Here is a 12,742-nt window from a genome sequence, read left to right on the forward strand (position 1 = left end):
ATTGATGCCTTGCCTAGAGGAGACGAGCGTCTCCTTGTATCGTTTCTGGGCCGTCAGGGCCCGGTAATAGTATCTATCTGCCGGGCAGCGTCTCTTGTCCTTGCAACCATTGCAGACATAGGGTGCCCTCATGAGTTTCTTGCACTGGAACAGAACGAATTCAGGACAATGCCTGCTACAGTCGCAGTTTCTGCAAAGCTTCCTGCAGTTCTTCTTCTCGCAGATATTCTGTTTTCTACAAGTCTTTGCGGACTGGCAGTTATTCGGTATGTCATTAAAGATTACTGCTTTAAGGAATACTCTGCTTCTTCTGATTTCCTTGGATATGGTTCCAGGGTCCCGATGCAGGGCATAACCTATCTCCTTGAGCGATAGGCCCTGATTAAGTCCTACCTCGATTTCCTCCCGATCCTCTATCACCATGTGCTTATGTTTGCTTCCGGTTCTTGTGTTAAGTCTGATTTTATCAGACATTTAAGATATCCTCCTGATGTCCTGGGGTCGGATATCCTGTTCATCATAATGGCTTGTTTATTCTCTTTGCAACACTAAGTTCTGTTTCTCTCTTTTTTTCTTTTCTAAACGGAACTTACTATTACAATTAACACTCTGAAATAAAAGCCGAATTCAGCCAAATAAAGATGAAAATCTGTTGACAGTTATGGGTGCAGGACTTATAATAATTATTGTTCTGAAAATATATTCATGCATTTTTGGAAAACAATACGTGAAAACAATATTCTTGTTATGCGCGTTTTGTATAGTAAATTAACGATGTATATCGTAATTTACAAATTATCTGGTGTCTATATCTTTTAGGGCTACACCCGTTCCCATTCCGAACACGACGGTTAAGCCTAAAAGAGCCCATGATACTGCAGGGGAGGCCCTGTGGGAAAGTAGGTCGTCGCCAGTTATTGGATCTTTAGCTCAGTTGGTTAGAGCAACCGGCTCATAACCGGTCGGCCCGGGGTTCGAGTCCCTGAAGGTCCACCATATGGGGGTATAGCTCAGTTGGGAGAGCACCTGCCTTGCACGCAGGGGGCCAAGAGTTCGAGTCTCTTTATCTCCACCATAAGAAAAGTCCGGATCCTACTTTGCGGTAGGATCCGGACTTTTAACTTTGTCCAGAGAAAAACCGAAGGGATTTCCTTCGGTTTCATAATTATAATGCTATTCTCCCATCAGATGAACCGTGACGCTTCGATCACGTGGCCCATCGAATTCGCAGAAGAAAATGCCCTGCCAGATGCCGATGTCGATAAGACCATCACTTACAATGAGGCTCAGTGTATTTCCGAGGTTGATGGATTTCAGGTGCGCCTGTGAATTTCCTTCCATGTGCTTGAATTTGGGATCATCCGGAAAGGCTTTATCGAGGGCGTAAATCATATCTTCAATGACATCAGAATCTGCATTTTCATTGATGCAGAGCGCTCCGGTAGTATGCGGTGAGAAAACGGTCAGAATCCCTTCTTTGATACCGGATTCCCTGACAATCTTTCTGACTTCATCGGTAATTTCATAAAAATCCTGTGATTTGTGCGTCTTCACCTGCAGCTGGTTCTTGTGTATCTTCATTTAATCATCCCCCATGTCTTTTCTTCATTATACCGTAACAGGAGAAAATTTGTGGTTCAATTCTTCATATGTTCCATTAATATTCTCTAAACAAAGCAATTTATGCCCTATTTTAGATTATAATTATAGTATAGTAAGTAAGCATTGTAATCCTTTAATCTATGATGAAGGAAGAGTATGAGGTCATGATGGTCAAACGTATCAGACAATTTCTACAGAATATCCGTTATGGATATCAGGAGGTGGACCGAAAGTTCATCACAGGGTATCTGAATGAACAGGAGATCCATCTGTTTGAGAAGCTTCAGAAATCTGAGCAGATTCATGCGATTCTGGTGGCAAAAGGCGTCCGGCAGGAGATGGATTCCAGTGAAGACAGAAGCTTCATCAAAGCGGTGCTGCTTCATGACATCGGGAAAATCCAGAGGCCACTCAATATAGCGGAGAAAAGTCTTGCAGTGATCATCGATAAACTGTTTCAGAAAAGCTCTCCCTTTGAGAAGCGCAGTTTCATGAAGTCCTACAGACTCCATGGGCGAAGGGGAGAAGATCTGCTGCGTAAAAACCATGTATTCACCGAAGAACCCGTTTTCTATGAGGTGGTAGGCACCCATCATGAGAATGAAGATCAGATCGCTGAAAGGGAGAACGGGAGACTGGAGTTCTATCACAACCTGCTGAAGAAGCATGATGAGCGCTATTGATTCAGACAGCAATAAACAATCTGGAGGGAATATCCTATGAAAATCGACATCAATCCGAATTTTAAATTCAATATCAAATGGAATAAATTCTTTGGGGGCAAGAAGAATATTTATGTGATCCTTGGAGTCCTCTTGGGTCTTCTGATCCTGCTTTTCAATTCAACGCATATCATTGCCAATCTGCAATGGTTTGATGAGGTGGGCTATACTAGGACGTATCTGACCCGAGCACTGGCCATAGCAGGCTTGACACTTCCGATATTTCTTGTACTTTACGTCATTTCCATTCTTTACTATAAAAGCATAGCAAAAAAATATGACCTGATTTCCTATCCCAGGAAAACAGATACAGAGATCAGAAAGAGAAACCGTTATGTCTACGCCATTTCAGGGATCTTTTTCCTCATCGTATCTTATGGACTGGCTTCGGATTACTGGTATGTGATCCTCCAGTATTTTAATAGTGTGGACTTCAACCAGGTGGACCCCATCTTCAGCAAGGATATCTCTTTCTATGTATTCAGGCTGCCCATGTATCAGTTCCTGGTTTCCATGGCCATTTCTGTGGTGGTGCTTCTGGTTCTGCTCACGGTGCTGATTTATCTGTTCATTGCGGCAAAGAGTTCCTTCAACAGACTGAACTTCAGAAATGCAAGAGGAATTCTTCATGTGATCAAAAGCGGATTCATCCAGTTTGCAGGAAGAGCGCTGGCCATGCTGATTTCTCTGTTCATGGTCCTTCTGGCGCTGAAGTACTATATGGACTCCTACCTTGTGATGTTCAATGAATCCGGCGTTGTCTACGGTCCGGGATATACGGATATCAGGATCAATGTGCCTTTTCTCCGCATCATAGCGCTATTGTCGGCAGTTTCTGCTGTTGTTGTGGCATATGGAATCCTCAAGAAGAAAGTCAATCTCATAGCGTATCCTGTGGTTGGGATTTTCGCGCTGAGCCTCATAAGAGTTGTGGCCGTTTTCGCAGTGGAAGCTCTTGTGGTCAACCCCAATCAGCTGGAAACGGAAAGGCCCTATATTAACAACAACATCACCATGACGAGGCAGGCCTTCGGCATCAATGATGTGGAAATCAGGCAGTTTGAAGCGGATAAGGATATCACCGCTTCAGAAATCAATGCGAACAGAGATGTGGTGGACAGCATCAAGATCAATTCCTATCGTCACACATTGGATTTCATCAAGCAGGCTCAGGTCATCAGAGGATATTATGACTTCAATGATGTGGATGTGGACAGATATGTCATCAACGGAGAGAAGAAGCAGGTATTTCTTTCTGCCAGAGAAATAGACAGAAATCTCATCTCTCCCAGCACCTGGCAGAATATGCATCTGTTCTATACCCATGGTTATGGAGTGGTTATGTCGGATTCCAGTACGGCAACCTCACAGGGGCAGCCGGACTTCCTGATGAAGGATATCCCTACTACGAACAGAACGGATATCCCTCTGGAAAATCCGAGAATCTATTTCGGAGAACTGGTTTCAGATTACGTCATCGTCGGAACGGAATACGATGAATTTGACTATCCCAAAGGCGGAGAAAATGAGACCTACCGCTATAGCGGAGATGCGGGAATCAGACTCAGTTTCTTCAACAGGCTTCTCTATGCCATTGAAGAGAAAGAGCCTAAGATTCTCATTTCCTCACTGATCGATGAAAATTCAAGTATCATCAGAAAGAGAAATATCAGAGAAAGGGTCATCACCATTGCACCGTTTCTGACCTACGATTCAGATCCCTATCTGGTCGTGGCGGACAGCAAAGTGTACTGGATGATTGATGCCTATACCATATCGGACCAATACCCCAATGCAAGAACCTTCAACGGAATCAACTATGTTCGAAATTCCGTGAAAGTCACAGTGGATGCCTATACTGGTGATGTGGATTTCTATCTGGCTGATCCCAACGATCCCATCGCCATCAGCTACAACCGGATCTTCGGTGGTCTTTTCAAGGATCTTGAGGAAATGCCGGAGATGCTGAAGGAACATATCAAGTATCCGGAAGATCTTTTTGAAATGCAGACAACGGTTCTTGAACAGTATCATGTGACTGATGCGGGAATTTTCTATAACGGAGAAGATGTATGGGAAAAATCGAAAGTCACCACCACAAACGATCAGGAAAAAGTGGCTCAGGAACCGTACTCTCTCTTCACCTCCTTTGGGGATGAAGAAGGACTGGAACTGGTATTTACAGAATACTACACCATCAAGGGGAAAGAGAACATGGTGGCCATCGTCAATGTGAGAATGGAAGGGGACCATTACGGGCAGCTGGTGGAATACAAGTTCCCGCCACAGAAGACCGTTTCAAGTCCCTATCTTTTCAGAAACAAGCTGAACCAGGATCCGGAGATTTCCAAGGAACTTTCTCTGCTTGACAGTGGAGGGTCCGCGGTGGAGTTCGGGGATATGGTCATTGCCCCCATCGAGAACAGTCTTCTGTATGTGGTGCCCATCTATCTGGTGGCGGAAGGAGAAAACTCCATTCCTGAAATCAAGAGATATGTGCTGTCCAATGATGATAAAATCGTCATAGGAGACACCTTCATGAGCACCCTGGGACAGCTCTTCGACTTCACCGTAGGTGAGGAGCAGGAAGGTCCTGGAGGCGTTGTGGAAGAGAGACTGGCTAGAGAAGCCAATGATCTTTTCGACCAGGCTACTGCAGCACAGAGGGCTGGAGACTGGGCGGAATACGGAAGACTCATGGATGAACTGAAACGGGTTCTGGAGTCCATGTTCGATCAGTAGCAGAAGGAGGAAAAGCTATGGATTATGATGTGATCATTCTTGGAGGAGGCCTCATCGGCTGCTCCATGGCCTATGAGTTATGCAAGTACAATCTCAACATCGGGGTCATTGAGAAGAACTTTGATATTGCGGAAGATGTGGCACTGTTCAATTCTTCTCTGATACTGGATGGGAAGGATATTGAAGATGAACGGGTCTTTGAACTGATCCGGAGAAGCAATCAGAACCTGGACAGATTATCCGAAGAGCTGGATGTCTTCTATGAGAAAGTGCCATCCTTCACAGTATATCCCAGTGATCAGGAAGCGGAAAGAATCTATAAAAGAGCATTGGAAAGAAAAATCGAAGGGGTTTCCCTGCTGAAATCAGAAGAAGCCAATAAGATGAACCACAACATCAAGCCCCATGAAGGCTATGTGATCTATTCCATGAACACCGGAGTCATCTCCCCCTATGATTACGCCACAGCCATGGCTGAAATCGCCTATGATAATGGTGTAAGCTTCCGAGTGGAAGAAGAGGTCCTTGATATTCAGGACCTGCCCCGTGGCGGAATCAAGGTCACCACCAACAAGAACCGCTACACAGCAAGGGTTGTGGTGAGGACCACCTTCGGAGACAAATACACCATCAAGAAAGATTCTGAGGTGGTGGGAGAAGAAGGGATTGTGGAGAACATGCTGGTGGAGAAGGATTTCATGAATGAAGTGAAACACATCATCAAGGAATACAAGGACAATGGAGAAGTCATCACCCTTGTGCCCACCTCGACCAACAAGCTGCTGGCGACGCTTCAGACAGGCTCATCCAAGGAGTTTTCCCAGATGAAGAAGGAAGTGGAAAGTGTCATCGGACCCTTCCCTCCGGAAAGAGTGGATATCATCAATGAAAGCAGGTACTGGGCGGAGCCCATCCTGATTGATGAGGAATATGCAAAGGACGGGTACATCCACATTCAGGCAAAGAACTATGCGGTGGACAATGTGTTCTCCGCACTGACCACCGATGCGGTGGAGCTGGTTCTGAAGCAGTTCAAGGCTACGTCAAACAATGATTTCAAGGTGAAGAGGAGAGAATATTACCGCTTCAGGGAAATGAGTGATGAAGAAAGAAATGAGATCATCAGGATTGATCCGAAGTACGGGAAAATGGTCTGCCTCTGCTCCAATGTGACGGAAGGTGAAATCGTGGATTCCATAAGACGCCCCATGGGTGCAAGAACCGTGGAAGGCGTAAGAAGAAGAACAGGGACCATCTTCGGTAGATGTCAGGGTTCCTACTGCCTGACGAAGGTCATCGGCATTCTGGCCAGAGAGCTGCATAAGAGTCCCCTGGAGATCATGAACGACAAGAAGGACTCTCAGATCATCTTTGCAAGAATCAAGGAATTCGATAGCATTTAAAGGAGTAAAGGAAATGAAAAGCGAATATTATACCAGTGTCATAAGAATCAAGGGCTCCGAGAGTCACGCCATGGTTCCGGTGAAGAGCGACCAGCCCATAGACCGCAGTCACTTTATTGAGATCTCAAAGGTTTTATCCAGAATCTATGTGGGGGTGCCCTTGGACAGAGGAGACATCATCTGCAGCAATATCCTGAATACTGGTGTGAATATCATCGTGACGAAGACCATTGAGAGTTGACCTTTCTGGGACTTAAGGCTATAATAAATTGAAATAAACCGTTGACGAGACTAGTACTAGGATGAGAATCAGAAAGAGAGCAGATGGTCGGTGTGAATCTGCAGTTCGAATTTTAGGAATCCACCTCTGAGGGACTGTAAACGCAGTACGGAGAAGACCGTTATCTTTGTGAAGGATGGACCTTTTGTCCATCGAATTAGGGTGGCACCACGAGTTCTATCGTCCCTTCAGGATGATAGGACTCTTTTTTATAGTTATTTTTACGAGAAGGAGTGAAGGAAATGTTAGACATCAAAAGAATAAGAGAGAACACGGAAGAAATCAAAGCCCTCATGAGCGACAGAGGCGAAAGCATCGATCTATCCGATTTTGATAAAGTGGTTGCTCTGGATGAAGAGAGAAGACTGACCCTGGTGGAGGTTGAAACAGCCAAAGCAAGAAAGAATCAGGTATCCGCTGAGATTCCCAAGAAGAAGAAAGCCGGGGAAGATGTGTCGGAGATCATGGCTGAGATGAAGACCCTGGGGGAAACCATCAAGGAGCTGGATGGTAAGGTCAGAGATCTGGATGAAAAGATCGAGTACATCATGATGAGGCTGCCCAATATACCCAATGAGAATGTACCGGCGGGAAACACCGATGAAGACAATGTGGAAATCAGAAAATGGGGAGAGCCAAGAAAGTTTGCATTCGACCCCAAAGCCCACTGGGACATCGGTTCCGATCTGGACATCCTGGATTTTGAACGTGCCGGAAAAGTCACGGGTTCAAGATTCACTTTCCTCAAGGGATATGGTTCAAGGATCGAAAGAGCCATCATCAACTATTTCCTGGATACCCATACGGACCATGGTTATGAAGAAGTAATGCCACCTTTCATGGTCAATCGTCAGTCCATGACCGGAACAGGCCAGCTGCCTAAATTTGAAGAGGATGCATTCAAGCTGACGGAAGACGATTATTTCCTCATTCCCACAGCGGAAGTGCCTGTGACCAACATGTACAGAAATGAGACCTTCCAGGTGGAGGATCTTCCTATCAAGCATGTGGCTTACTCCGCCTGCTTCAGAGCAGAGGCGGGTTCAGCAGGAAGAGATACAAGAGGACTCATCAGGCAGCATCAGTTCAACAAAGTGGAGCTTGTGAAGTTCACAAGGCCAGAAGAATCCTATGCGGAGCTGGATAAGCTTGTGGAAGATGCGGAAAGAGTGCTTCAGGGACTGAAACTTCCCTACAGAGTCGTCAGGATCTGCAAAGGGGACTTAGGCTTCACAGCTGCCCTGAAGTTCGATATCGAAGTCTGGATGCCAAGCTACAACCGCTATGTGGAGATCTCCAGCTGTTCCAATTTCGAGGATTTCCAGTCCAGAAGAATCAACATCAAGTACAAGGAAAGCCAGAAGGACAAACCGAAGTTCGTGCATACGCTCAATGGTTCAGGTGTGGCCATCGGAAGAACCGTGGCAGCCATTCTTGAAAACTTCCAGAATGAAGATGGAACCGTAACGATTCCGGAAGCGCTGAGACCTTATCTCAAGGGTGAAGCACTGATCAGATAGGCTGAAAAGGCAGAAGAAGGAGGTTGTGTTTTTCAGGACGCAACTTCCATTTTCTTCTAGAAACTCATTGACATGCATTTTTTATGTTGATATAATACATATTGTCGCTATACTCATGGAGAGATGGTCGAGTTGGTTTAAGGCACCGGTCTTGAAAACCGGCGTACCTTTACGGGTACCGAGGGTTCGAATCCCTCTCTCTCCGCCATCAGTATAGCGGCTTTTTTATTCAGGAACATTCTGATCTGAAATGATGAAGAAGTTTTTCACAAGGAAAAGCGGCTTCTTTTTTTATGTCGTTTTTTATGGATGTTAAATTATCCAACAGATTGATTTTGTGCCCCGAAACCAACTATAATGAGATGAAAATGTGTTAAAGGCAGGTATTGCAATGGATATCGAAATCATACGAAGTGTTATTCTCAATATAGGACTTCTGGTCATCATCGCCGTGATGCTGTCCCGTTTCAGGATGATCAGGCGGTTCATCACGGGTGAAAGGAAATCCTTCGGCGAGCAGATTTTTCTGATTCTCCTCTTCGGCATCATCGGAATCATCTCCACCCTGACCGGATATGAGGTCCATGGGGCCATAGCCAATACGAGAGTGATCAGCGTCATCGCCGGGGGAATCATCGGGAGGTCCCGTGGTGGGCATCGGTGCGGCGGTCATTGCAGGTCTGCACCGATACTTCATCGATGTCAATGGCATCACGGCTCTTGCCTGCGCCATTTCGACCATGGTGGAGGGAGGGCTCTCCGCTCTGGCCTATACCCGCATCAAGGAAAACAAATACAAGGAATCGGAAGTGTTTCTGCTCACCTTCGTGGCTGAAATACTGCAGATGGTCATCATTCTTCTGATTGCAAGGCCCTTCAGCGAAGCCTTCAGCCTTGTCAGCGCCATCGCTTTTCCCATGATTATGTTCAACAGCATCGGCATGGTGTTCTTCATCCAGATCTTCAAGAATATCTTCATCGAGCAGGCCTATGAGATCGGAAAGAATACCACCATGACCTTTGAAATCACGAGAAAATGTCTGCCTGTTTTAAGCAGGGGTTCCTATGAGAAGGAAAGCCTGGATAGGATCAGTGAAATCATCCTTTCCCATTCAGGGTATCCTGGCGTCGCCTTCACAAACAGCCAGGAAGTGATCAGCGCCTCCGGTAAGGTATCCAGAAAGGATCATCATGAAATCATGAGTATAGCTGCAGTCATCATGGAGCGGAAAGCCGTGGTGTCCACGGATGAAGCGAACCATGAGCATCTGAACCCGTCGATGGTGAAAAACAGAGTGGCCATCGGAGCACCGATCTACAGAAATGATGAGATCATCGGTACGCTGATCCTTTTCACCAACAAGTACCAGTTCACCTATCAGTCCGTCAGCGAGTTTGTGGAGGGACTTACGCAGTTCTTTTCGGTTCAGTTCGGACTGGCGGAAATGGTGAAGCAGAAAGAGATTCTAAGAAAAGTCGAATATCGTGCGCTGCAGTCACAGATCAATCCGCACTTCATCTTCAACTCCCTGAACACCATCAGCGCCTTCTGCAGGGAAAAGCCCGACAAGGCAAGAGAGCTGCTCATTGCCCTTGCCAGATATTTCAGAAACTCCATCAAAACCAAGGACAGCTGCGTGAGCATCTATGAGGAAATGGAATATGTGGAAGCCTACATGCAGCTGGAAAAGGCCAGATTCGATGAAAGACTGGATCTCCATATGCATGTGGAGGAGGATCTCAACTGTCAGCTGCCCTGCCTGATTCTTCAGCCCATCGTGGAGAATGCCATCATCCACGGCGCCATGAAGCGAAAAGAAGGAAAAGTCAGTGTGGATGTGGCTTCCCAGGGGGAAGATGTGATCATCACAGTGAAGGATAACGGACATGGCATTTCATCTGAAATCGTGGACAGTCTCAATGATGAGAATCCTTCCAGCAGATACATCGGACTGAGTAATGTGAACAGACGGCTGAAATATATGTTCGGAGCGGGGCACGGACTGAAGATCAGCACAGGCGGAGACGGCACGACCATAGTTATCAGGGCACCGAAATCAGAGAGGCTACTGGACCAGGCTGCCGGAGAATAACACATCATGACGGAGGTACAGAACATGAGAATTGCAATCATCGATGATGAAAAACCGGCCAGAGGAGAACTGGAATATCTGCTCCGAATGGTGGAGAAGGATGCGGAGTTCACCCAGATCAGCAGTGGGGAAGATGCGCTGGAGCGTTTTTCAAAAGAACAGTTCGATCTTCTATTCATTGACATCAATCTGGGTGACATCAGCGGGACAACCCTCGCATCCACTCTGCGCAGACTGATGCCGGAGGCGGAGATCGTATTTGCCACCGCCTACAACACCTATGCGGAAAAAGCCTTCGAGGTGGAGGCGCTGTATTATCTTCTGAAACCCTACTCTGAAGACAAAGTGAAGCAGATGATGGAAAGGTATCATGAGAAGAAAAGAGCCGAGCTTCCGGAACCGAGACAGACTGGTATTGCAAAGATCCCGTTGACGGTTGAAAAGAAGACCATCATGGTCTGTCTGAAAGACGTGGTGTATATCGAGTCTCAGAACCGCGTCTGCGTCATTCATACAAAGAATGAGATCTACACGGATCACAACACCTTGAACTATTATGAGGAAAGACTCCAGAGCAAAGGCTTTTTCAGGATCCAGAAAAGCTACATCGTGAATCTGGACTACATCACCGAAATTTCTCCCTGGTTCAACGGCACATACTCCGTTAGGCTCAAGGGCTTCAAAGATGTGGTTCTTCCCGTGAGCAGAAAGACCATCCGGCAGTTGAGAGAACTTATCTGCATTTGAAGCGGAGAATAAAGCATTTCACCCTGTATTCGTGATAACCTTTACACGAAGCGGGGTTTCTTTTTCGCTTCTGTGATACCATGAATCTGAAATTATTAATAATTTAACAGAGAGTTCAAGTCCTGATATTTTCTGTTGTGTGTGAATCATTATTTATGAAAAGGGGATGTATCAATGGTATCATTTTTAATCTGTCTTGCAGTCCTCATCGGAGGATACTTCATCTACGGCAAGTACACGGAGAAGAACTTCGGACCCGACGAGAGAGTCACGCCTGCTGTTTCCATGGCAGACGGTTCTGACTATGTCGTCATGCCTGTCTGGAGAGTTTTTCTTATTCAGCTTCTGAACATTGCAGGATTGGGTCCGATTTTCGGAGCCCTTGCAGGAGCGCTCTGGGGACCATCCGTATTTCTATGGATCACCTTCGGTACGATCTTCGCTGGTGCGGTCCATGATTATCTGTCAGGCATGATCTCCATGCGTCATGGCGGAAAGACCATCGGTGAAATCGTGGGCATCTATCTGGGACCTACCATGAAGCAGATCATGAGAGTATTCTCCGTGGTACTTCTGGTTCTGGTTGGTGTCGCCTTCTCCACAGGACCTGCGGCGCTTCTTGCCATGCTGACACCGGATACGCTGACCAAGTCCTTCTGGCTGGTTGTGATCATCGTTTATTACTTCATTGCCACCTTTGTTCCGGTGGATAAGATCATCGGTAAAGTCTATCCCATCTTCGGACTGAGCCTGATCTTCATGGCTCTTGGCGTTGCAGGCGGAATCATCCTGCAGGGATATACCATTCCTGAGATCACTCTTTCCAACCTGCATCCCAAGAACACGCCGATCTGGCCGATGATGTTCGTTTCTGTGGCCTGCGGAGCCATTTCAGGATTTCATGCCACCCAGTCTCCCATCATGGCCAGATGCATGAATTCCGAAAAAGACGGAAGAAAGATCTTCTACGGAGCCATGGTTGCGGAAGGCGTCATCGCCCTGATCTGGGCAGCCGCCGGTGTTGCATTCTATGAATCCACAGGAGGACTTCTGGCAGCAATGACTGAGCTTGGTGGTCAGGGACCCGTAGTCTATGACATCACCTCCAAGCTTCTTGGACCCGTGGGATCCGTCTTTGCTATGATTGGTGTCATCGCCTGTCCGATCTCGTCAGGAGACACCGCATTCAGAAGCGCAAGACTGGTTGTGGCGGACTGGTTCAACGTGGACCAGAAGGATGCGAAGAAGAGACTGTTTCTTACACTGCCTATTCTCGGAGTAGGTGCAGTGCTCACTCAGATGGACGTACAGATGATCTGGAGATATTTCTCCTGGAGCAATCAGACCCTGGCTATGATGGCTTTGTGGGCTGGAGCGGTCTATCTGTTCAGAAACAAGAAGAATTCCTGGACAGCTTCCATTCCGGCGACCTTCATGTCTGGTGTAAGTATGACTTACATTCTCATGGCACCGGAAGGATTCAAGCTGAGCATGACCATCGCTTATCCAGTAGGAATCCTCTTCGCTCTTCTCTGTTTCGGTTTGTTCGCACGAATCACTTTCATCAAGGAGAAGCAGGAAGGCAAGATGGCTGCCTGATTCCATCATTACATAGACAGTAAATAGACATTCA

Annotated in this window: 10 protein-coding genes, 3 tRNA genes, 1 rRNA gene, 1 pseudogene and 1 other annotated feature; of the genes and pseudogenes, 13 read left to right on the forward strand and 2 right to left on the reverse strand. The window is 46.6% G+C overall.

Annotated features, from left to right (window positions below; all coding sequences use genetic code 11):
- A partial coding sequence (locus J3A84_RS04415) for a helix-turn-helix domain-containing protein (protein WP_207598810.1) occupies nt 1–474 on the reverse strand: 474 nt, incomplete at its 3' end.
- Between the two features lie 324 nt (nt 475–798).
- Between J3A84_RS04415 and rrf the strand changes: the two genes are divergently transcribed.
- From rrf to J3A84_RS04430, 3 genes are all read left to right on the forward strand, one after another.
- Nucleotides 799–916 (forward strand): 5S ribosomal RNA (rrf, locus tag J3A84_RS04420).
- Between the two features lie 3 nt (nt 917–919).
- Nucleotides 920–996, forward strand: a tRNA-Ile gene (locus tag J3A84_RS04425).
- Between the two features lie 3 nt (nt 997–999).
- Nucleotides 1,000–1,075, forward strand: a tRNA-Ala gene (locus J3A84_RS04430).
- Nucleotides 1,076–1,173: 98 nt separating this feature from the next.
- Here J3A84_RS04430 and J3A84_RS04435 read toward each other — a convergent pair.
- Nucleotides 1,174–1,581 (reverse strand): secondary thiamine-phosphate synthase enzyme YjbQ, encoded by a 408-nt coding sequence (locus J3A84_RS04435; protein ID WP_207598811.1) that lies wholly within the window; start codon nt 1,579–1,581, stop codon nt 1,174–1,176.
- Nucleotides 1,582–1,766: 185 nt separating this feature from the next.
- On the opposite strand from J3A84_RS04435, the gene J3A84_RS04440 reads away from it, so the two are divergent.
- From J3A84_RS04440 to J3A84_RS04485, 10 genes and pseudogenes are all read left to right on the forward strand, one after another.
- Complete coding sequence (locus J3A84_RS04440; protein ID WP_207598812.1) at nt 1,767–2,285, forward strand: HD-GYP domain-containing protein; 519 nt, start codon at nt 1,767–1,769, stop codon at nt 2,283–2,285.
- Nucleotides 2,286–2,321: 36 nt separating this feature from the next.
- Nucleotides 2,322–5,066, forward strand: a complete 2,745-nt coding sequence (locus J3A84_RS04445; RefSeq protein WP_207598813.1) for a UPF0182 family membrane protein — start codon at nt 2,322–2,324, stop codon at nt 5,064–5,066.
- A gap of 17 nt (nt 5,067–5,083) precedes the next feature.
- Nucleotides 5,084–6,469 carry an FAD-dependent oxidoreductase gene (locus tag J3A84_RS04450; RefSeq protein ID WP_207598814.1) on the forward strand — a complete coding sequence of 462 codons (1,386 nt, stop codon included), beginning with the start codon at nt 5,084–5,086 and terminating at the stop codon, nt 6,467–6,469.
- 13 nt (nt 6,470–6,482) lie between these two features.
- Nucleotides 6,483–6,710, forward strand: a complete 228-nt coding sequence (locus J3A84_RS04455) for a DUF1667 domain-containing protein (RefSeq protein ID WP_207598815.1) — start codon at nt 6,483–6,485, stop codon at nt 6,708–6,710.
- A 32-nt stretch (nt 6,711–6,742) separates the two neighbouring features.
- Nucleotides 6,743–6,940, forward strand: a binding site (T-box leader).
- A gap of 51 nt (nt 6,941–6,991) precedes the next feature.
- On the forward strand, nt 6,992–8,269 hold the full coding sequence (gene serS / locus J3A84_RS04460; protein WP_207598816.1) for a serine--tRNA ligase: 1,278 nt from the start codon (nt 6,992–6,994) through the stop codon (nt 8,267–8,269).
- A gap of 117 nt (nt 8,270–8,386) precedes the next feature.
- A tRNA-Ser gene (locus J3A84_RS04465) sits at nt 8,387–8,477 on the forward strand.
- A 264-nt stretch (nt 8,478–8,741) separates the two neighbouring features.
- Nucleotides 8,742–8,846: pseudogene (locus J3A84_RS15500) on the forward strand (hypothetical protein); the annotation flags it as partial.
- Nucleotides 8,847–8,919: 73 nt separating this feature from the next.
- On the forward strand, nt 8,920–10,362 hold the full coding sequence (locus J3A84_RS15395; RefSeq protein ID WP_207598817.1) for a LytS/YhcK type 5TM receptor domain-containing protein: 1,443 nt from the start codon (nt 8,920–8,922) through the stop codon (nt 10,360–10,362).
- 24 nt (nt 10,363–10,386) lie between these two features.
- Nucleotides 10,387–11,109 (forward strand): LytR/AlgR family response regulator transcription factor, encoded by a 723-nt coding sequence (locus J3A84_RS04480; protein ID WP_207598818.1) that lies wholly within the window; start codon nt 10,387–10,389, stop codon nt 11,107–11,109.
- 174 nt (nt 11,110–11,283) lie between these two features.
- Nucleotides 11,284–12,708 carry a carbon starvation CstA family protein gene (locus J3A84_RS04485; protein ID WP_207598819.1) on the forward strand — a complete coding sequence of 475 codons (1,425 nt, stop codon included), beginning with the start codon at nt 11,284–11,286 and terminating at the stop codon, nt 12,706–12,708.
- Nucleotides 12,709–12,742 lie beyond the last annotated feature (34 nt).

Source organism: Proteiniclasticum aestuarii (assembly GCF_017368455.1).
GTDB lineage: Bacteria > Bacillota > Clostridia > Clostridiales > Clostridiaceae > Proteiniclasticum > Proteiniclasticum aestuarii.

Coding starts and splice junctions, on each gene's coding strand:
- J3A84_RS04435 (WP_207598811.1), bottom strand. CDS start 1,581: ATGAAGATACACAAGAACCAGCTGCAGGTGAAGACGCACAAATCACAG.
- J3A84_RS04440 (WP_207598812.1), top strand. CDS start 1,767: ATGATGGTCAAACGTATCAGACAATTTCTACAGAATATCCGTTATGGA.
- J3A84_RS04445 (WP_207598813.1), top strand. CDS start 2,322: ATGAAAATCGACATCAATCCGAATTTTAAATTCAATATCAAATGGAAT.
- J3A84_RS04450 (WP_207598814.1), top strand. CDS start 5,084: ATGGATTATGATGTGATCATTCTTGGAGGAGGCCTCATCGGCTGCTCC.
- J3A84_RS04455 (WP_207598815.1), top strand. CDS start 6,483: ATGAAAAGCGAATATTATACCAGTGTCATAAGAATCAAGGGCTCCGAG.
- serS (WP_207598816.1), top strand. CDS start 6,992: ATGTTAGACATCAAAAGAATAAGAGAGAACACGGAAGAAATCAAAGCC.
- J3A84_RS04480 (WP_207598818.1), top strand. CDS start 10,387: ATGAGAATTGCAATCATCGATGATGAAAAACCGGCCAGAGGAGAACTG.
- J3A84_RS04485 (WP_207598819.1), top strand. CDS start 11,284: ATGGTATCATTTTTAATCTGTCTTGCAGTCCTCATCGGAGGATACTTC.